The organism is Tangfeifania sp. (assembly GCF_055108615.1).
This window is the reverse complement of sequence record NZ_JBSQIC010000009.1, coordinates 42,492-63,862: the sequence shown is the minus strand read 5'-3', so window position 1 is coordinate 63,862 and position 21,371 is coordinate 42,492. Positions and strand designations below refer to the sequence as shown.

The following is a 21,371-nucleotide window of genomic DNA, read 5'->3' as shown; positions in this document are numbered from 1 at the left end:
CTTTATTGGATGATGGATTAATCTTATCATCCTTTAATCCTTTCCATCCTAATTCTGACAATTTTTTAATCCTAATTCTGACAATTATTCATAAGCTGCCAAACCACTAATCTCACGTCCCTGGGCTAGTTTTTTTAATTGGGGTGCCAAATCTTTCATTAAATCTATTTCCACTTTACTTCTTTGCTTCCAACCCAGTTCTAATGGCTCAAGCAAGTCGGTTAGTTTCTCACCGTCAAAAATCATTCTGCTCATTATTCTCTCCACAAAGCTTCTTAATGCCGTTGCCTGCAATCCGTGTGTATTAGCAATGGCAGATAATTCCTTATCATACTTCTCTACTTTAAAGGTTTCAAAGTTTTGTTTTAGCTCCTCTGTGGTTTGTCCCACACTCCAGTCCACCTGATTAATGTAGTCGGTTAAATCTTCTTCTTCTTCCATCAGGTTTGAGTTCGATTTTAGCAAACTAATCACCTGTGCCTTGGTCATTTTCTGTTTAGAAGGTTTCTTCTGTGTGCTGTCGGCAATCAGGTTCATAATGTAATCGTAATCAATTACCGCAGATGCAAACAACACGAATTCGAAATCCAGTTGCTGTATTTCATCCGGTGCATCATCACCTTCTTTTTGTTGAATTTCCCGCAATTGTTTTGCCGTTTCTATGTACGAGCTTCTGAACTCTTGTAAGGTTTCTTTGGGTAAAATACGCTCAATTTTAGCTTGCTCCTCTTCGTCCAAATCGGTGTATTGGTCTAACTGGGTTTTGAGTCGTTGTACTTCCTTAAAGTTTTTTACAAAAGTAATTTTTGCAGCATCCCCACGCAGGTTGTACACCTCTTGTGGTTCATTCACCAAATCATGTTCCTGCATAAACACACCGAGAGCTTCCACCGCTTTTTGGTATTGGTCAATAACTACCGGAGCAGGGTCAACCATCCAAATTTCGCTGGCTTTATCGCTGTCCTCACCTGAAAATAGAGTGATGGCTTGGTTTACCGCACCTTGCTGTGAACGAAAGTCCAGGATGTTGCCATAAGGTTTTGTGTCGTTCAAAATTCGGTTTGTACGCGAAAGAGCCTGTATTAACCCATGGTATTTCAGGTTTTTGTCCACATATAAAGTATTCAGGTATTTGGAGTCAAAACCCGTGAGCAACATATCCACCACAATGGTAAGGTCAATCTTATTTTTTTGCGGATAGTCCTTATTTCTGTATTTCTGGTCTTTGATGCGTCTTTGAATATCCTGATAGTATACATCAAAGTTATTTATATCATGATTGGTTCCATACTGTTTATTGTAATCAGCAATAATCTCCATTAATGCAGCTTTCTTTTCCTCAGGATTTTGTTTGTTGTCCTCTTGTTCCTGGGGTAAATCTTCCTGAAGTTGTTTAATGTCTGCTGCATTTTTTTGACTTTGCTGGTCACCATTTTTTGCTATCAATTGGGTAGGAGGTGAAAACACACAAGCAATTTTGAGGGGTTCAAACTCGGGATTTTCCTCAATTTTTTTCTCTTGTATTGCTTTGAATAGTCGATAATATTCAATGGCATTATTGATAGAAGCTGTTGCTAACAGCGCATTGAATTTCCGATGATTCGTTGCAGCATTATGCTTGTCAAGAATTGCCTCTGCTACTGCTTGCTGTGCAAGAGCTTCTCCGGGGTTAGCATTCACCTGGCCTTTGCCCTTAAAATAGTCGATATGAAATTTCAGTACGTTGCGGTCGTCTATGGCATGGGTTATTGTGTAGGCATGTAATTCCTTTTCAAAAACCGATTCTGTGGTCTGGTAAGTTTCATATTGGTCTTCCCTGATTTTATTTATCGCGTTTTCCTCAAAAATAGGTGTTCCTGTAAACCCAAAAAGCTGAGCATTGGGGAAGAACTCCTTTATTGCTTTATGATTTTCACCAAACTGCGAACGGTGGCACTCGTCAAAAATAAAAACTACCCGTTTGTTACTTAATGGCTTCAAACGCTCTTTGAAGTTTTTCTTGTAAGTGCCATCCAAAGCCAGTCCCAATTTTTGAATGGTAGTAACAATCACCTTGTCGGCATAATCCGTAGAAAGTAAACGCCTGACCAGCGCTTCGGTATTGGTGTTTTCTTCCACGCTGCCTTCCTGAAATTTATTGAATTCCTCACGGGTTTGCCGGTCGAGGTCTTTACGGTCAACCACAAACAGACATTTTTCAATATCAGGATTGTCCTTCAGCAGGGTCGATGCTTTGAAAGAAGTCAATGTTTTACCGCTTCCGGTAGTGTGCCATATATAGCCGTTGCCCCTGTTTTGGTGAATGCAATCCACAATCGCCTTAACCGCATAAATCTGGTAAGGGCGCATCACGAGTATTTTTTGCTCGCTTTCCACCAGCACCATATACTTGCTAATCATTTCACCAAGGGTACACTTTTTTAAGAATTTTTCAGCAAATAAATCAAGGTGCGTAATTTTTTTATTTCGCTCATCTGCTAATTGATATATTGGTAAAAATTGTTCGTCTGCGTTAAACTGAAAATGGATGTTCTTGTTGTTCGCAAAATAATAAGTGTTACTGCGGTTGCTCACAATGAACAACTGCATAAAACACATTAGCGAATTACCATAGCCATTTCCGGGTTCGTTTTTATAGTCCACAATCTGTTGCATGGCTTTGCGTGGCGAAATATCCAATTTCTTTAGTTCAATCTGAACCACCGGCAAACCATTAATCAGTAGAATAATGTCATATCGTTGAAGGCTGTTTTCTGTATTGATTCGTAGTTGGCTTACGACTTCATATTCATTTTTACACCAGTCTTTAATGTTTACCAGAGTATAATGCAATGGGGTCCCGTCTTCTCGTTGAAAATATTGCCGTTCACGTAAAAATTTTGAAGCAAGGAAAACATCGGGGTTAATGATTTCCTCCCTTAAACGTAAAAATTCGCTATCTGTGAGCCGGACACGGTTCAACGCTTCAAATTTGGCTTTGAAGTTCTGTTCAAGAGTTTTCCTATCAACAATATCGGGTCGATGGACATATTTCAGTTCTTCCATCTGTTTGATAAGATTTTCTTCTATTTGGTATTCTTTAGTCATTTAAATCTTTTCTCAATAAACTCATAAATATAAGTTACTAAAATAGACCAAAAATTTTGTTTATATAATTTCTCAATATACATTTTCTTCGTTTCATTGTTAACCTGTCTCATGGGCAAAATAACATCTCATGGGAAAAGTTTTTTACCGAGAGAAAAGGTATTGCCAATTAAAAAAAAGTCAGTTTGTTTTATTTTAACAAACGGTTGTTTTATTTTTGCAGGTTCTTAGAAATAAGTATGTTTATTTTCGCAATCGTCTTTTGTCAAGACAAATTTTCAGTTTTTTGCTCTGAAAGTGCACCATTAAAACGGGAAGACAGGATTGATAAAAAGGCCGTTTAATTTGTTACAGCAGAAAGTTATGAAGATACCTGAAAAATTAATTGAAAAATATAACATCCCGGTGCCGCGTTACACGAGTTACCCGCCGGCCAATTATTTTCATTCTGAATTTGGAGAAAAGGAATACGTTGAAGCCATTGAAGCCTCCAACAGTGGCTGGCCGCAAAATATTTCCATTTATGTGCATGTTCCTTTTTGTACCAAAATGTGCCATTTTTGTGGCTGCAACACGCAGTTTACCCGCGATACAGACAGGATGTGCACCTACATGGAAGCCGTTAAAAAAGAAATTTTAATGGTGAAAAAAATGCTCGATCCGTCGCGGAAAGTGTCGCAGGTACACTGGGGCGGCGGAACGCCCAACTCCCTGCCTGTTGAATCCATTCGGGATATCATGGATACAATCCATGAAAATTTCGAGTTTATCGACAAACCTGAAATCGCCATCGAATGCCACCCGGCCATGCTCGATGAAAAATATACGGAGCAGCTGATACAGGCCGGGTTCAACCGTTTCAGCCTGGGTGTCCAGGATTTCAAACAGGATGTGCTCGACAACGTAAACCGCGATGCACCCAAAGTTCCGGTAAAAGAAATTGTGGGCTGGATTCGCAGCCACGAAAACGCCGGGGTGAACCTCGATTTTATCTACGGGCTTCCCTTTCAGGACATAAAAAGTTTTTCGGAAACCATTGAAAAGGCAGTGGATATTTCACCCGACCGTTTGGTTACTTTTTCGTATGCGCATGTGCCGTGGATTAAAAAAGCACAAAAAATTCTTGAAAAACGAGGTCTGCCCGAAGCCGATGAAAAGCTGAAAATGTTTTTGTCAGGCTATAAAATTCTTACCGAAAACGGTTACACTGCCATTGGTCTCGATCATTTTGCCAAAGCAAATGACGAACTAAGTGTTGCGCTTAAAAACCGGAAACTTCACCGTAATTTCCAGGGGTATTGCACCCGCGAAACCACGGGACAGGTTTATGCATTCGGATCCACTGGGATTGGCCAGCTTGATGGAGTGTATGCCCAAAACGGGAAAGTTACGGATGCGTACCTTGAGCGGATTAACAAAGGGCAATTCAATATTGAAAAAGGGTATAAGCTGAACACCGGTGAAAAAATTGTGCGCCACGTAATTACTGAAATTATGTGTAACGAATTTGTATCGTTTGAAGAAACGGCCCGGGTTTTTAATATTTCAGTTTCGGATGTGAAACAGGCTTTGCATTTCGAGGAAAAACAAATGGAAAGTTTTGTTGTTGATGGATTATTGCAAATGGAGCAGGGCACAGTTTTTAAAGTAACCGATGCCGGCCGGTTTTTTATTCGTAACATTGCCTCTAAATTCGATCCGAACTTAAAAAACGAGAATAAACGGTTTTCAAAAGCTTTATAATAAATGGAACGTAAAAACAAAATGAATGTAGCGGTAATTGGTGCAGGTTTAACTGGATTAACAACAGCCTTTTACCTGGGAAAAGCCGGAATCGGATTTCAGGTTTTTGAAAAATCCGATCGCCCCGGCGGTGTTATTCAAACCCACAAGGAGAATGGATTTACCTTCGAATCGGGGCCCAATACGGGAGTACTCTCGCGCCCCGAAGTTGTCGAACTTTTAGAAGATTTGAAAGACGATTGCACGCTTGAACCGGCAGATGAAACAGCAAAATCACGCTGGATTTGGAAAAACGGCAAGTGGTGGCCACTACCATCGGGCGTAAAAACAGGCATTACAACTCCGCTTTTTACTTTGCCCGATAAATTTCGCCTGCTTACCGAACCTTTCCGCAAAAAAGGAGATAACCCGGATGAATCGTTGGCCGGACTGGTTTTGAGGAGGATGGGGAAGAGCTTTCTCGATTATGCCATCGACCCGTTTATCCTGGGAATTTATTCGGGCGATCCGCACCAGCTGGTAACAAAATATGCCTTTCCAAAACTTTATAACCTGGAGCAGGATTACGGCAGCTTTATTGGCGGGGCAATGAAAAAAGCCCGCCAACCCAAAAGCGAGCGCGACAAAAAAGCAACAGGAGAAATTTTTTCAGTGGAAGGCGGACTTGGCAATTTAATTAATGCGCTGGTTAAAAACATTGGACCGGAAAACATCAGGCTGAATTGTACGGATCTGGTTGTGCAAAAAAATGATGGTTATTATACTATTGGTAACGAACAGGAAAAGTTTACCCATGTTGTTTCGGCCACCGGTGGATATGCGCTGAGTGAATTACTGCCGTTTATCGGAAAAGAAGAATTATCGCCTGTCCTTCAAATGAATTATTCGAAAGTTGCGCAGGTGTCGCTGGGATTTGAAAAGTGGGAAGGAATTCCGCTGAATGCATTCGGAGGGCTGGTCCCTTCAGTTGAAAAGCGCCGGATTCTCGGGGCTCTGTTTCTCTCTTCATTCCTGAAAAATAAAGCTCCGGAGCAGGGAGCGTTGTTATCGGTTTTCATTGGGGGAGTCAGAAAACCTGAAATGTCAGAATTGACAGACGATGAAATTACTCAGATTGTAAAAGAAGAAATTTCTGAAATGTTTCAGTTGCCGGAATTCAATCCCGGGCTGTTGAAGATTTTCCGTTACCGTCACGCAATTCCTCAATATGGTTTTGAGTCAGATGAGAAGATGAAAACCATTGACCGGCTTGAAACCCAGTATCCGGGGCTTATACTGGCAGGAAATATTCGCGATGGAATTGGGATTGCCGACCGTATTAAACAGGGAAAAACAATTGCCAATCAGCTAACAAACAAGTATGGCAAAGAAAAATAAAACTGCAGTTTTGCTCATGAACGTGGGCAGTCCTGATGAACCCCGCATCGGATCGGTTTATAAATACCTCACCGAATTTTTAAACGATAAACGCGTGATTGACCTCCCCTCGCTGCTGCGCAAATTTCTGGTCAATTTTATTATCATCCCGTTCAGGGTAAAAAATTCGACCCGGCTTTATAAACTTCTCTGGACCGAAAAAGGCTCGCCGCTTATTTATTATTCTTTTGAAATGAAAGAAAAATTGCAGGCAAAACTTGGCGATGATTACGATGTTTTTGTGGCCATGCGCTACCAAAATCCCGATTACAAAAGGATTATCAACCAGATAAAACAGCAGGGATTTAAAAAGCTGATTCTCTTTCCGCTGTACCCGCACCACGCCATGTCAACAACCGAAACTACCATTGTGGCAGTTAAAAAGGAGCTGAAAAAACAGAAGGTAGATGTTGACTTGTCGGTTGTGGATCAGTTTTATGACCACCCGGAGTTTTTGAAAGCATTTGCAGCACAGGCAAAAAAATACGATACTTCTACCTACGATCATGTTGTTTTTTCCTACCACGGCCTGCCAAACCGCCAGCTCGAAAAATGCCATCCGGGAATTAAAGTTCAGGATTGCAACTGTACGGGATCGCTTCCGGAACACGGGAAATATTGCTACCGTGCAACATGTTATGCCACATCGCGCATGCTGGCAAAGGAACTGGGCCTTCAAAAAACGGATTACTCGGTGTCTTTCCAGTCGCGGCTCGACAAAAACTGGATGGAACCTTTTACCGATGAGTTGCTGCTTGAGAAATTAAAACAAGGCAAAAAGAAAATTCTGGTTTTAGCCCCTGCGTTTGTCACCGACTGCCTCGAAACCATTATTGAAATTGGCGACGAGTACAAACAGATTTTCCTGGAACAGGGAGGTGAAAAACTGCAGTTGGTAGAGAGCTTAAATGCAGAACCGTACTGGATCGATGCCATGAAAAGCATAATACACGAAACTGAAAATTAATGAACAACGAGAGTGGATTTCTTGTTTTATTACAGGGCAATAAAAGAAAAAAGGATATTATTTATTTGATGAATATTTTTTCTAAGTTAGCAGTCAATTAATTTTTAAATAGCTACATAGATAAATATTGATATATTTGCAACAATGGAATCGGCAAAAACTGCACAAAATATTGAATGCTCCAATTGTCACAAGCAATCGGATGACTGTAGTAAAACCTTCGACTGTTGTTGTAAGAGCTGTTTTAAAGACGATAATACCAGCATTTTACAGGCTTTAAGCAAAGACGAGCTGGACTACCTGGTTGAAGGGAAACACCAAATCAACTATAAACCCGGCGAAACCATCATCAAACAAAATACAAGTTCAACCTACGTGGTATGTGTAAGAGGAGGGCTCGCCAAAGTTTATGTGGAAGGTGTGCGCGGGAAAAGTATTATCATCAGGCTCATCAGTAACCAGGATTTTGTTACCGGCGGCGGTTTGTTCAACGGGAATATTCAGAAATTTACCATCTCGGCGATTACGCCTGTAACTGTTTGCCTGCTCGATTCATCGAAACTTGCAAAACTTTTTTCCGGGAATAGCAACTTTTCAGTGGAGCTGCTCAGGCATCATACAAAACAAAACAGCAGCCTGGTAACAAAACTTGTAAACCTCACCCAAAAATACATGCCCGGAAGGGTAGCCGATACGTTGCTTTATCTGAAAAATGAAATCTACAAAAGCAACACTTTTTCGGTACCACTTACGCGCCAGGATCTGTCAGAAATGTCGAACATGACAAAGGAAAGCCTGGTACGAATTCTTCAGCAATTCAAAACTTCCGGTCTCATTAAGGTATCAGGAAACACCTTCGAAATTATTGATGAAAATGGCCTACAGTCGATTAGCCGAAACGGTTGATTGACATATATCAACAATATTGTTAATCCAGGTCAATAATCCTTGTTGAATATATCAACAATTCGTGTTTGATATATCACTGGGTGTTGTGTATTTCAACACTCTATCAGAAGTATTTTTATGCCCAAAGAATGAAAGGAATAAAAGTATCAATTTACTAATCTGATTTTGTTATGAAATACACATTTAATTTTAAACTTATTTTGAGTGTTTGTTTGTGCGCTTTTCTATCCGCATCGTGTGTGAAAGAAGGTCCTATGGGGCCTCCCGGAGAAGATGGTGCTGATGGTGCCGACGGACGTGACGGTGTAGATGGGAACGTAACATGTTTAGTTTGTCATGCATCCGATAATATCGAGTCAATAAACGCAGAGTTTGCCATGTCAGGCCACTTTTCAGGCGAAAAGGCTGTTGCTTACGCAGGTGGAAGACAGTCATGTGCTGAATGCCATTCACACGAAGGATTTGTGCAGTATGCTGAATTTGGTGAGGTTATGGGAGATATTACCAATCCTTCAGCATGGCAGTGTAATACATGTCATGGTATCCATGAAACATTCGAAGGAGAGGATTATGCACTTCGGGTGAATGACCCGGTAAGTGCTGTTTATCTTGAAGATATTGATGCTTCAGCAACAATGGATTTAATTGGCAATAACAACCTCTGTGCTACTTGTCATCAAACAAGGACCCCGGAGCCAAATTTAGCTACACCTGGTGAAGAAACTTTCAATATTGGAAGTTCACATTATGGTCCACATCATGGGCCGCAGGCTAATATTGTTTTGGGTGTTGGTTTTGCTGAAATCGAAGGTACAGCCAATTATCCTGAACAAGGAAGTTCATATCATTACAACGAAGATGCTTCTTGTATAGGTTGTCACATGGGCGAATACGAAAATGGCGGCGGCCACACCTGGAAAGCCAACCTCGATGCATGTATCGAATGCCACGGTTCTGATATGGATGATTTCAATTATGGAAACGGACAGGCACTTGTTGAGAGTCAGCTAAACGAATTAAGAGATAAATTAATTGAACTGGGTGTAGTTGCAGGAGATGAAGAGAATGGCTACCACCCGGTTACTGGGGAATATCCAATGCTACAGGCACAGGCTTATTTTAACTGGATTGGACTGGTTGAAGACCGCAGCCTCGGTGCCCACAACCCAAAATATGTAAAAGCTCTTCTTGCCAATACTCTTGAAGCGTTGGAAGCAAACGAATAACAGGTTGAACGGGATAAGAAAAAAGGCTTCTGTCTTTTCAGAAGTTTTTTTTTAAAATTTTAAATGTATGAAGAAGTTATTGTTAGTTATTACCGTTGTATTTTTAGCGTTGGTTTATACCAGTTGTAAATACGACTTTATTGTGCCCGAAGAGGTTATCGATCCCGATGATCCGGACGTGGAACAGGTGTCGTTCTCAGAAGATATTATTCCAATTTTTACAGGTAATAATTGTACTGCCTGTCACGGTACCGGCGGACAGATTCCGGACCTGACTCCTGATAACGCATTTTCGTCTTTGAATACATCACGTTATATTAATACTTCCACCCCGGAAGAAAGCCTGATTTATACCAGGCCACACCCTGACGGATCGGGTTCTCACCCCAAGTATTCAGAGGCTGATGCAGCTTTAATCCTTGTCTGGCTAAAACAAGGGGCTGAAAACAACTAATTACACTTTTAAGATGGGAATAATGAAAAAATATATATTACTATTATTAATTCTTCCAGGATTAACATTACCCAGTGCATTTGCACAGGATGACGAAAAAGAAGATATTCCGGTACGGGCTCCCTTTGAAAGTGGTTACCTGATTGATAACCAAACAACCCAGATTCCTATTGAAGGAACCTTGGAATACGTTATCCAGCATAAGTTTGGCACCATGGAGAATGGTCTTTCCGATGTTTGGGGAATTTATTCACCGGGAGCCAATGTAAGGCTCGGTTTAAACTATGTTCCGGTTAATAATTTTCAGGTTGGATTGGGACTTACCAAAAAGAATATGTACACCGACCTGAATGCCAAATGGACTATATTGGAACAAACCCGCGAAAATACAATACCGCTTGCTGTTGCCCTTTACGGGTCGATGGCAATTGACGGGAGCAATGAAAATACCTTTGGGACCGGAAAAGTGTGGCACTCTGGAGAAGGAACAAAAGAGTTCGATATTGTTTTTAGCGATCGCTTTTCCTATTTCTCACAACTAATTGTTGGCCGGAAATTTACCCATTGGCTATCGTTACAGGCAGGCGCAAGTTTTACCCATTACAACATGGTAGGAAGCGTGTACGATCATGATAAAATTGGTTTGCATTTTAACGGACGCATCCGGTTCTCCATGCAATCGTCATTCATATTTAACTACGATGTTCCTTTAAAAATAAAATCAATTTCGGAACAGCGCGAGTGGGTTGATCACCCGAAACCAAACCTTGCCTTTGGCGTGGAAATCTCTACAAGTACTCACGCTTTCCAGATTTATATGGGAACTGCAGACGGAATTATACCTCAAGATATTATGATGTGGAACCAAAATGACTGGACAGATAATGGTTTGGCAATTGGCTTTACCATTACCAGGCTTTGGAACTTTTAATGTTGAATTTTAAAAATTAGTATTATGAAAAGAGAAATTCGTTTTTTGACATATCCATTAATAATCCTTGCAACAGGATTGTTTTTGGTGGCTTTTACACTCCCGCAAGATAAAGAATACGGTGGTGAGTGGGATATTCCTGAAGAATACCAAAACATGGAAAATCCTTATGCAGGCGACAAATCGCTTGACCGTGTAGGTAAAATGCTTTACACCAAGCACTGCAAATCGTGCCACGGTTCAAAAGGAGAAGGTGATGGTCCCAAAGCAGCCAGCATGAGTGTAAAAATCCGTGATTTGGGTTCAGCTGAAGTTCAGGAACAAAGTGATGGAGAGCTGTATTATCAGTCGATAATTGGCCGCGACGACATGCCCAACTACGAAAAAAAGATTCCTGTTGAGGAAGATCGCTGGGCTGTTATCAACTACATCAGATCACTGAAAGAATAATTGATAATACTACCGGAGGTATCCAATACCTCCGGTTTTTAAATTGAAATACCAACATGCTTTCTTTAATCCGGGCAATTCTGCTGCTATTTGTATTTTCTTTTTTGGTCGTGCCGGTTAAAAGCCAGATGGTTGCCGAGGAGAACAAGCTGTGCATTGAATGCCATACCTCGCAAAGTTTTACAATTCATAACGACTGGACAGGAATGGATGAAACACGGTTGATGAATCCTTTTTATATTTTGGATACCATAAGGTTTGTCAACGGGGTTCACGGAGCTTTTCAGTGTATCGACTGCCACTCGTACGAATATGAAACTTACCCGCACAACGGAGAACTTAAACTCGAACCGTTAATGACATGTATCGATTGTCACGGTGGTGATGATACCTATGCATCTTATCAGTTCGATAAGGTGGAGGAGGAGTTTGAAAAAAGTATTCACCATGAACTGCTTGGCGATCAGTTTACCTGTTCAAAATGTCATGACCAGCATTACTACACCCCAACGGCACGTACCAGCAGTAACGTAAAAGAAATTGTTGAATACAGCAACAACATGTGTTTATCGTGCCACGATAATATGATTAAATATCAGTTGGTATCCGATAAAGAAAAACCACAGCTGGTACAAATTCACGACTGGCTGCCCAACCAGGAACTGCATTTTAACCGGGTGCGCTGCATCGAATGCCACACCGTTGTTCAGGATTCGCTGATGGTTTCCCACAATATTCTTCCCAAAGAAAAAGCAACAAAAAATTGTGTGGAATGTCACTCTTCCAACTCAGTGCTGCAGGCATCGTTATATAAATATCAGAATCTCAGGCTGCGGTCGGGAAACGCCGAAAACGACAGTGTGAGTTCCAGTGAGGTGTATTCGGGCTCATTTCAGTTTTTGAGTATGAATAATATTTTTTCCAACCAGTACTATGTAATCGGTGCTTCGCGTATTCCGTTGTTAAACACAATTTTTGTACTGATTTTTGGTTTCACCGTTGCCGGGATTGTTACTCATGCAATTTTCAGGTTTTTAAAAAAGTAAATCGTTATGTCAGCTGAAGGAAAGCTTTATTTATATCCACTTTGGTTAAGGATTTGGCACGGAGTGAATGCACTTTGCATTATCATTTTAATTGTTACCGGGTTGAGTATGCATTATTCCACCAGCATTTTGTTCAAATTTGAAAGCGCTGTTGCCGTGCACAATATTTCCGGAGTGGTTCTCACCATTTTTTATTTCGTGTTTTTTGTGGGGAATCTTATAACTGAAAATGGGAAATTCTACCAGATAAAAACTAAAGGGTTAAAAAACAGAATTCAGAAACAGATAAAATATTATGTTTCGGGAATGTTTAAAGGAGAAACTTCACCCTATCCTGTTACCGCTAACAGAAAATTTAACCCGCTGCAAAAATATTCCTACATTGGGGTTATGTACATTTTGGTTCCGCTGGTAATTATTACCGGGTTCGCACTTTTGTTCCCCGAAACAATTATTGAAGAGGTGTACCAGGTTAGTGGTGTCATGCTTACAGCAATTTTTCATAGCATCGTTGGTTTCTTTATAATGATTTTTCTTTTCGTGCATTTGTATGTGGCATCAATTGGAAAATCTCCTGTTAGCAATTACAAAAGCATGGTTACAGGGTGGCACAGTTAACCATTCCAAAAGAAAGTTGACCGATTGTTTCAGCGAGCTGTTTTTTTCTGCTTAAAAATACTTTTGGCAACCCAATTCAAACAACCATAAACATTTTAACTGCTGTGCCGGAACAAAACCAAAGTAGTTTCTGATTTTCGTGTGGGTTATTATGCAAATATTTCTGCAAAACATTTATTTTCGCCTGCATGTTATTGTTGTAATTTTTATGAAAGCTTATCTATGAAGAAGTTTGTTTCGTTTCTGTTTTCCATGTTTTTTACCGGGATTTTGTTTGTGGTGTTTGCCATTTCAATTGCTTACGCCACTTTTATTGAAAACGATTATGGCACTACCACGGCCAAAATTTTGATTTACAATGCCCGCTGGTTCGAAATTTTATTGCTCGTAATTAGTGTAAACCTCATTGGAAGTATAATTATAAATGGCCTGGCAAGTAAAAAGAAATGGACCAATTTTCTGTTTCACTTTGCTTTCCTGTTTATTATTTTGGGGGCTGCATTCACGCGCTATATTGGTTACGAAGGAACAATGCACATCCGCGAAGGCGATTCGTCCGACAAAATAGTATCAACCGCTTCATTTATAAACGTAACCGCTTCAAATGAAAACCAAACCGTAAATGATGAAACTGAAGTGTTGTTTTCGCCCTATGCTTCAAACCGGTTTTCAGAAACATTACATTTAGATAACCGGGAAATTCATTTTGAAAATTTACAATATGTCCCTTCGGCCGTCGAAACAGTTGTGCCCAATCCTTCCGGCGAACCAATAGTTTCGGTTTTAACAGTAAACCCCGGAATGCAACGCAACGATTTCAACCTGAAACAGGGTAATTCAAAACAGGTGGACGGCTATTCGCTGGGTTTCGAATCTGCTGAAAATAATGATGTCAGTTTATTTATTGATAACGGAACGTTGTTTATTTCGGCAAACGATTCGCTCCGTGTTACAGGAATGCAGGGAACCGAACCACATGTAATACCACCCGGGGAAACCGCGCAGGTAGAAACCCAAAAGGTGTATTCAATGGGAGAACTCAATTTTGCTGTAAAACAGTTTTTCATGAAAGCCCTTACCCGGCTGGAGTACGATCCATCGCAGCGTGGCGGGGCAGCAAACGATGCGTTGCGGATGCTGGTAACGGTTGGCGACCAGTCCAAAGAGCTGATTGTTTTCGGGCAAAAAGGGGTAGTCAGTAGCCCCGTGAATGCCAAAATAAATGACATTGCCGTTTCGGCTTCTTACGGCTCAAAAAATATTGAACTGCCTTTTTCATTATATCTTGAAGACTTTCAGCTGGAAAGATATCCCGGCTCAAACAGCCCTTCGTCTTATGCCAGCGAAGTGGTGCTCCGGGACGGTGACGTGGAAATTCCGTATCGTATTTTCATGAACAATATTTTGAAATACGAAGGATATCGCTTTTTTCAGTCGTCGTATGATCAGGATGAGCGGGGCACAATTTTATCGGTAAATTATGATGTGCTTGGAACCTCCGTGACCTACTTCGGATATTTAATTATGACACTGGGAATGATATTAACACTTTTCAACAAAAGCAGCCGTTTCCGGAGTTTGGTGAAAGGTTCAGGCAAAATGAGTGAAAAGCGCAAGAAACTTTTTGCGGTTTTAATTTTTGCATTTTCGTTTTCAGCAGTAAGCGCCCAAACACCCAACCTGCAACCACCCGACAAGCAGCATGTGAGAGAATTTGAGGAACTTTTGCTGCAAAGCCGGAAAGGACGTGTTGAGCCTGCTGCAACCCTGGCTTCTGAAATTATGCGTAAAGTAGCCAAAAAGCAAAAGTGGGAAGGATTGTCGGCCTCTGCTGTTTTTCTCGACATGCAGGCCAATCCCGAAAAATGGAGAAACGTGCCGTTCATAAAAGTGGCCAATCCCGAACTCCGGAATTTTCTTGGCATCAACGGAAAATATGCAGCTTTTAACGATATTGTTACTACGCGTGAGCGCGGTGGCTACAGGTTAAGTTCACTGGTAAATGCAGCCTACGAAAAAAGTTCGGCCAAACGCAACAAGCTCGAAAAAGAGGTGATTAATGTTGATGAGCGTGTTAATATTCTGAACAGTGTATTTACCGGGTATTTTTTTACTGTTTTTCCCGTCCCCGGCGACGAAAACAAAAAGTGGGTATCGGTTAACGAAGCTGAAACCCTGGGCGGGGACCATGAAGTTTTTGCCGAACAGATTGTCAGCAATTACTTAAATGCGGTTGGTAATCGCAACTGGGTGGCTGCCAACCAGCTTTTGGCCCAATTAAAAAGCTACCAGCAACAGCAAGGTGCTGAAATTATCCCTTCAAAAACCAAAATAAAACTTGAAGTACTGTACCATAAACTGGATATTTTCGGAAAACTCTCAAAAATATTCATGACGTTAGGATTGGTGCTGCTTTTTATACAGCTGATTACCATTTTCAATCCAAAAGTAAAATTAAGCAAATTAAGGCAGGCCGGTTTTCTGCTCATCGTTCTTTTGTTTCTGGTGCTCACCGCCGGGCTGGCTGTCAGGTGGTATATTTCGGGGCATGCGCCCTGGAGTAACGGGTACGAGTCGATGGTTTTTGTGAGCTGGGCGACTTTGCTCGCCGGGCTGATTTTTGTAAGACGGTCTGAAATCACATTATCGCTGACTACACTGCTTGCCGGTTTAACCTTGCTTGTGGCCAGCTTTAGCTGGATGAGCCCGGAAATTACAAACCTGGTTCCGGTGTTGAAATCGTACTGGTTAATTGTGCATGTGGCAGTAATTATGGCCAGTTACGGGTTTCTGGGAATTGCCGCTTTGCTGGGGCTGCTCAACTTAATTCTCATGGTTTTCCGCACTCCCGGAAATTTAAACCGGATTAGTTTTACCATTAAAGAATTGGTTTACATCATAAATATTTCTCTGATTCTCGGGTTGTTCACACTTACCATTGGTTCCTTTCTTGGCGGCGTGTGGGCGAACGAGTCGTGGGGAAGATACTGGGGCTGGGACCCTAAAGAAACCTGGGCCATGGTAACTATTTTGGTGTATGCGTTTATCGTACACATGTATAAAATTCCGGGATTAAAAGGGAATTATGCGATTAGTGCTGCCTCGCTGCTTGGGTTCGGTTCGGTGCTGATGACCTATTTTGGGGTGAATTACTACCTGTCGGGTTTACATTCGTATGCACAGGGAGAACCGGCACCTATTCCAACCGGGGTTTACATCGGTATCTTTCTGGCTTTGGCACTTGTTATTGCAGCTTTTGTTTCTGAAACTAAAAACAAACCTGCGCCAACAGGCGAGAAAGACCTTTAGTTTTTAAGCCGGAACGTGAGGGAAACAATAAATGTGACTCCAGTTCCGGCGTGAAGCTGGGTTCCGTTAAAATGTTGGTAGAACAATTAATTTTTTCCAAAAAATTTTTTCTTTCCCGAAAAGCTGTTATTTTTGCATCGCTTTTAAAAGCAAGCGTTCTGAAAGCGAAAACATATTCCCTAGTAGCTCAGTTGGTTAGAGCGGCGGACTGTTAATCCGTAGGTCGTAGGTTCAAGTCCTACCTGGGGAGCCGGTTAGACAACTAAAATTATCGAAAATGCTTGAAATCAATGAATTTCAGGCATTTTTTGTTTTGCGGCAACCTTGGAATTTACCCTCACTTTGTGGAAAGCAAACCAACAAATGCCCTAACTTTCCTACGTAAAATTGGATGAATTATCCTGACCTTTCAACGTATCTGTTTAGTACATCCTGCAGTTCTGAAAATGAGCGGATGTCAAAGGATATAATCATGCTATTATTTAGTTGCAAATTATTACCCTTTAGTGTTGACCTTGTCAGAGATGTAAAAAAAAATCCTTTGGGGCGCAACTTTTTTGCCCTTAAAGATATCTACAAGAAAATATTTTCGATAAAAAAATAGCCGTTTTCATCGGCAGCAGCACCTTTCTGAGTGTCTTCAATAAGGACGGAAACAAAAGGCAGCGGCTGATTTTGTTCACATCCACAATGGTGCCTTCAATTTTTGTTTGTGCATTTTGCGATACAGCCGGAAGAAAGCATAACAAGGATAGCAACATGGCTATCCATTTTTCAATCACCTTCTTACCAACAACTCCCATCATCTGCCTTTTTTGTTTGATTTCTAATGTATTCGGCGACAAATTTAGACTGATTATAGATAAGAGGCAATCCCAAGAAATGGGGAATTGCAGAAATTGAAGCAAGGTTATTGGGTGGTAATTTCTGGACAAGTGGGTATTACGCGGATGCAGTTATAACAAATAAAGTTGCAACATCCAACTTTCTGGGGTGCTGAAATGCAAAGTGAAATTTACAAAAATGCTTGAAATCAATAATCTCAGGCGTGTTTTTGTTTTGTAGTATCTATAAAAACTTCCCTGTTATCATCTACAGTAAAAGAAGTTTCCTTCGAAGTTGAAATTGATAACTTTTCTTTTTCAAAATTTATCCTCAGTTTGGTGCATATTTTATTGATAATTACCTCATTTTGCTACAATCTTAATTGTTTTATTATAGCACATATTTTCTTATTTTAGTACCTGTGTTTAAGTGTTTAAACAGCGTTAATAATTACAAGTAAATGTTTAGTTAAACCAATATCTGATTTTTAATTTTTTTTGACCATCATGAAAAAATTTACATTTCTAATACTTTTTGTGCTGCTGATGGTGGCATTCCAAAAGACTCCGGCCCAGGAGCTGAAACTCAACGATCTGGAATATTTCGAAACGCAGGGTGTCAACGTTCTGGTGTACAGTAACCTGTTTACCGGAGGGTTCAACGACGAGAAAACCGCCGGTATCGAACTGATACACCATGGCGTCAGAACCGCGCAGGGCGGTGCGGTGCGGCTGTCCAACACGCCGGAGCAGTGGGACCTGGTTCCGGCCATTCCTACACGCACGGTAAATCGCGAGTCCAATTCCATCGAGTCTGTTTTGAATTATGAAGATTACGGTTTTGATTCGCGGGTGGTGGTTACGGCCAAAGATAAAGGCGTTGAGATGGCCGTTTATTTGGATGAACCCGTTCCCGAGGAATTGGAGGGGGCTGCCGGATTTAACCTGGAGTTCCTGCCCTCGAAATACTGGGGGAAAACCTACCTGACCGACGGACGCCTCAACCGGTTCCCGCGCTATGTGGTAGGAAATTCCGTTACCCGGCCCAACAGTGAAAAAATAAAACAATTTAAAGGATATGTTACTGCCGACGACAGGGGAACCGACCGTTTTGTCGATCCGCTGCCGCTGGAAACCGGACATAATTTTATACTTGCACCCGAAGACCCAGAACGGCGGGTAAAAATCACCTCCGAAGATGCCGAACTCATGCTTTTCGACGGTCGTGTACTGGCACAAAACGGCTGGTTTGTTGTGCGCAGTCTGCTTCCGGCAGGAAAAACCGGCAAGGTGCTGAGCTGGACTGTTGAACCCCATGCCATCGACGGCTGGATACGGGAGCCCAACATCGGGTTCTCGCAGGTGGGCTACCTCCCGTCGCAACCCAAAGTTTCGGTAATTGAACTCGACAAAAAGGACACACCGCTTGCCACCGCATCGCTTTATAAAATCGATGAACACGGCCGGGCTGCCGAAGTGTTCAATGGCCCAATCCGTTCATGGGGCGACTATTACAAATATCACTATGTGAAATTCGATTTTTCATCGGTGACCACCCCCGGTATCTATTACATTCAATATGGCGACGAGAAAACCAATAATTTTATCATTAACGATGACGTTTACGACAAGATTACCGATGCCACCAGCGATATCTGGATTCCCATTCATATGAACCACATGTTTGTGCGCGAGGGATACAGGGTGTGGCACGGCGAGCCGTTTAAGGAAGGGTACCGCCAGGCACCGCCGAATACCGATCATTTCGACCTCCACGGACAGGGTCCGACAACCGACACAAATTTTGAAGGGCTGGAACTGATTCCCGGATTAAATATTGGAGGGTTTTTCGATGCCGGAGATTTTGATATCGAAACCGGCTCGAACATTGGCGTGGTGCAAAACTTTGTGCAGACCTGGGAGTATTTCAAACCCCAACGCGACCAGACGTTTGTCAGTCAGGGGCAGCGTTATGTGGATCTTCACCGCCCGGACGGGACACCGGATATTTTGCAGTTTATCGAGCATGGAGCAATGAACCTGGTAGCTCAGGCAGAGATTATCGGCCACATGGCACAAACGCTTTCCAACTCGGTGTTGTACAATTACCATCACCTGGGCGATGCCGCCTCCATCACCGACGGCCTTCCGTACAACCCGGACCTTGGCCCGTACGAAGTTGCCGATGATGGTCTTTCGAGCGGGGTGAAGGATGATATGTGGGCCTTTACAAGCCGCAATCCTGGTCTCGACCTCAGGGCGGCAACCATGTTTGCCGCTGTCAGCCGCGCACTGAAGGGATACAATGACGATCTTTCGGAACGCGCGTTGACTCAGTCGAAAAGACTGCTGAAAGAGGCAACGGAACTGCTGGCCAACCAGCCGCAGGATCGCCCCGACAGGCGCTTCAGAGCAGCAGATGTTGGCACCAACCTTCAGTTGTACATCTCAACCGGGGAGCAACAATATGCTGATAAGTTTCAGGAACTTTTATGGCCTGCACTGGAGCGGAACCTCAGTTTCGCCATTTTGACCGCTCTGCACGGCATTCCATACATGGACGCCTCCTACAGGGAAAAGCTCCGGCCTTATATTGTTAAGTACAAAGAATACATCGACGGGCTTGAAAAGGATAATCCCTACGGAGTACCCATCGGCCTTGGCAACTGGGCCGGTGCCGGAAGAATTGTGAACTTTGGTACCACCATTTGTTTTGCCAATAAATATTTTCCTGATATTATAGACATCAGCCATGCGTTCAAGACCACCAACTGGTTGTATGGCTGCCATCCTTATCACAACTATTCGCTGGTGGCAACGTTGGGTGCCGCACGTCCCAAAGAAGTCTTTTACGGGAACAACCGGGCCGATTTTTCCTTTATTCCGGGCAATGTGGCACCGGGCATATTATTTCGCCAACCCGACCATTTTGAAAACTACGACGACTGGCCATTTCTGTGGGGACAAAACGAAGGCACGATTGGCGGCAATACCAGTTATCTGATTTTTGGATCAGCGTTTAAGAATTTGATAAAATAAACAGGCTGGTTTTTTTAACTGTATCAAGTTATGCAAACAAATTAATGGACAATTCTGCCGTAGTATTTAGAAAAAGCGGAGTATTTAACTGAATACGTTCTCGACGGCTGGGATTGCACCCGCGACTCAAACGGAGATGAAATTGGCGGTATAACCTGGGGCCCGGGCTACGTAACCAAACATTCATGCAGCAACGGGCCACTGGTAAGTCCGCTGGTGTTGTACAAAAATATAAACGATAATGACGTTGCTGATTATATCAATAGCTTTCAGCAAAACCTCGATTATGGCTACGAGCATTTTTTACATGATGGATTTCTGCCTTCTGATTTACTGAACGGCAGGAATTCAGATAAGGTGAAAAATAGTATAGAAGCCATGTTTAGTTTTGCCTTTGCTGCCGAATACGCTGTTCTGACAAGTTATGAACTGAAAAAATAGATGCAACCGATACTATTCATTTAAAATACAGATTTTTTCGGCACAGTACTTAAACATGTGGTAACCCGTTCCACCTTCACCTGCCAGCTTTAACATCAATTCAGGATGGGTGGTTCTCGAAGCCCCAACTATTTTTACATTGTTTGCAAACAAAACATCGGGAATAAAATTGCCCGACGGACCTGTGACAATAATATCAGCCCCCGGGTTTGCCCATTTTAAAAGCTCATCAATAGTGTTGTTTAGCACTGTTTGCCCGGTAATAATTACTGTGTCCGACACGGGCAATACTTTCTTGAAATCTGATGCCGGCACAAAATAGTTTTTGTCGTTATCATTAAGGGCATGCGCATCAAATTCCAGAACAAACAGCCGGTTTGGCGAAGATGAGATTTTACTGATATAACCCTGAAAAGCCCCAACCACTGTAATTGTTTGCGGAGTGCTTAAATCAACCAAATCAATAGGGTCGGTATTTTTGATTATCTGGTAGCTGGAATGTTCCAAAATTTTTGAAGAAACAGCATTTAGCGCAGCAACTTTTAAGGTGTCGGTTAAGCTGTTCTTTTTGGGAGTGTTTAAAAGTTCGGTAACTTCTTTGCCTGTTATCTGGTTAGGTGTAAATGCTCCAAAATCACGGTTCTCTTTTTTACAATGAACCGCTGAGATTGATGGTGTTATTGTTCCCGAAACACCCACTGAGCCATCGGAGAGCTCAATTGCCGTCATGAAAATACCAATCCTTACATCGGTTATACTTAAACTCCCAATGTAATCAGTGTAATTTTCTTTCAGGAAATTTATGGTTTCTTCCAGAATCATGTCAATTACTTCAATAGGGCAAAATAAAAGAATTTTCTTTAATTCAACATTTTTATTAATTTAGAATGCTTAACCTGTTTGAAATTAAA

Annotated in this window: 16 protein-coding genes and 1 tRNA gene; 14 read left to right on the top strand and 3 right to left on the bottom strand. The window is 41.9% G+C overall.

The features are described from left to right. Positions 1-84 precede the first annotated feature (84 nt). Positions 85-3,087: a type I restriction endonuclease subunit R gene (locus ACTCNA_RS03695; RefSeq protein ID WP_462946545.1), complete on the bottom strand. Its 3,003-nt coding sequence runs from the start codon at positions 3,085-3,087 to the stop codon at positions 85-87. 363 nt (positions 3,088-3,450) lie between these two features. On the opposite strand from ACTCNA_RS03695, the gene hemN reads away from it, so the two are divergent. The 12 genes from hemN to ACTCNA_RS03635 all read left to right on the top strand — a co-directional run bounded on the left by hemN (position 3,451) and on the right by ACTCNA_RS03635 (position 16,406). Continuing rightward, positions 3,451-4,830 (top strand): oxygen-independent coproporphyrinogen III oxidase, encoded by a 1,380-nt coding sequence (hemN, locus tag ACTCNA_RS03690; protein WP_462946544.1) that lies wholly within the window; start codon positions 3,451-3,453, stop codon positions 4,828-4,830. A 3-nt stretch (positions 4,831-4,833) separates the two neighbouring features. Continuing rightward, on the top strand, positions 4,834-6,207 hold the full coding sequence (hemG, locus tag ACTCNA_RS03685; RefSeq protein ID WP_462946543.1) for a protoporphyrinogen oxidase: 1,374 nt from the start codon (positions 4,834-4,836) through the stop codon (positions 6,205-6,207). Then, the gene (hemH, locus tag ACTCNA_RS03680; protein WP_462946542.1) at positions 6,191-7,213 is read left to right on the top strand and encodes a ferrochelatase; all 1,023 of its coding nucleotides are present in this window, start codon (positions 6,191-6,193) and stop codon (positions 7,211-7,213) included. The genes hemG and hemH overlap by 17 nt, the downstream gene beginning before the upstream one ends. 144 nt (positions 7,214-7,357) lie before the next feature. After that, positions 7,358-8,119 (top strand): Crp/Fnr family transcriptional regulator, encoded by a 762-nt coding sequence (locus tag ACTCNA_RS03675; RefSeq protein WP_462946541.1) that lies wholly within the window; start codon positions 7,358-7,360, stop codon positions 8,117-8,119. A 173-nt stretch (positions 8,120-8,292) separates the two neighbouring features. After that, positions 8,293-9,348: a hypothetical protein gene (locus ACTCNA_RS03670; protein WP_462946540.1), complete on the top strand. Its 1,056-nt coding sequence runs from the start codon at positions 8,293-8,295 to the stop codon at positions 9,346-9,348. A 67-nt stretch (positions 9,349-9,415) separates the two neighbouring features. Beyond that, positions 9,416-9,802, top strand: a complete 387-nt coding sequence (locus tag ACTCNA_RS03665; RefSeq protein ID WP_462946539.1) for a hypothetical protein — start codon at positions 9,416-9,418, stop codon at positions 9,800-9,802. A gap of 22 nt (positions 9,803-9,824) precedes the next feature. Then, positions 9,825-10,733 carry a DUF5777 family beta-barrel protein gene (locus tag ACTCNA_RS03660; RefSeq protein WP_462946538.1) on the top strand — a complete coding sequence of 303 codons (909 nt, stop codon included), beginning with the start codon at positions 9,825-9,827 and terminating at the stop codon, positions 10,731-10,733. A 24-nt stretch (positions 10,734-10,757) separates the two neighbouring features. Further along, complete coding sequence (locus tag ACTCNA_RS03655; protein WP_462946537.1) at positions 10,758-11,183, top strand: c-type cytochrome; 426 nt, start codon at positions 10,758-10,760, stop codon at positions 11,181-11,183. 56 nt (positions 11,184-11,239) lie between these two features. Further along, positions 11,240-12,229 carry a cytochrome c3 family protein gene (locus ACTCNA_RS03650; RefSeq protein ID WP_462946536.1) on the top strand — a complete coding sequence of 330 codons (990 nt, stop codon included), beginning with the start codon at positions 11,240-11,242 and terminating at the stop codon, positions 12,227-12,229. Positions 12,230-12,235: 6 nt separating this feature from the next. Further along, on the top strand, positions 12,236-12,847 hold the full coding sequence (locus tag ACTCNA_RS03645; RefSeq protein ID WP_462946535.1) for a cytochrome b/b6 domain-containing protein: 612 nt from the start codon (positions 12,236-12,238) through the stop codon (positions 12,845-12,847). 222 nt (positions 12,848-13,069) lie between these two features. Next, positions 13,070-16,156 carry a cytochrome c biogenesis protein gene (locus ACTCNA_RS03640; protein WP_462946534.1) on the top strand — a complete coding sequence of 1,029 codons (3,087 nt, stop codon included), beginning with the start codon at positions 13,070-13,072 and terminating at the stop codon, positions 16,154-16,156. Between the two features lie 176 nt (positions 16,157-16,332). Further along, positions 16,333-16,406 (top strand) — tRNA-Asn (locus ACTCNA_RS03635). Positions 16,407-16,719: 313 nt separating this feature from the next. Here the strand turns inward: ACTCNA_RS03635 and ACTCNA_RS03630 are convergent. Then, positions 16,720-16,962, bottom strand: coding sequence for a hypothetical protein (locus ACTCNA_RS03630; protein WP_462946533.1), 243 nt, complete (start codon positions 16,960-16,962; stop codon positions 16,720-16,722). Between the two features lie 525 nt (positions 16,963-17,487). Here ACTCNA_RS03630 and ACTCNA_RS03625 point away from each other — a divergent pair. Both ACTCNA_RS03625 and ACTCNA_RS03620 read left to right on the top strand, forming a co-directional pair. Then, on the top strand, positions 17,488-20,019 hold the full coding sequence (locus ACTCNA_RS03625; RefSeq protein WP_462946532.1) for a cellulase N-terminal Ig-like domain-containing protein: 2,532 nt from the start codon (positions 17,488-17,490) through the stop codon (positions 20,017-20,019). Between the two features lie 216 nt (positions 20,020-20,235). Next, entirely contained in the window at positions 20,236-20,460 is a 225-nt protein-coding gene (locus ACTCNA_RS03620) for a hypothetical protein (protein ID WP_462946531.1), read from the top strand. A 12-nt stretch (positions 20,461-20,472) separates the two neighbouring features. On the opposite strand, the gene ACTCNA_RS03615 is transcribed toward ACTCNA_RS03620, so the two are convergent. Then, on the bottom strand, positions 20,473-21,282 hold the full coding sequence (locus ACTCNA_RS03615; protein WP_462946530.1) for a Rossmann-like domain-containing protein: 810 nt from the start codon (positions 21,280-21,282) through the stop codon (positions 20,473-20,475). Positions 21,283-21,371 lie beyond the last annotated feature (89 nt).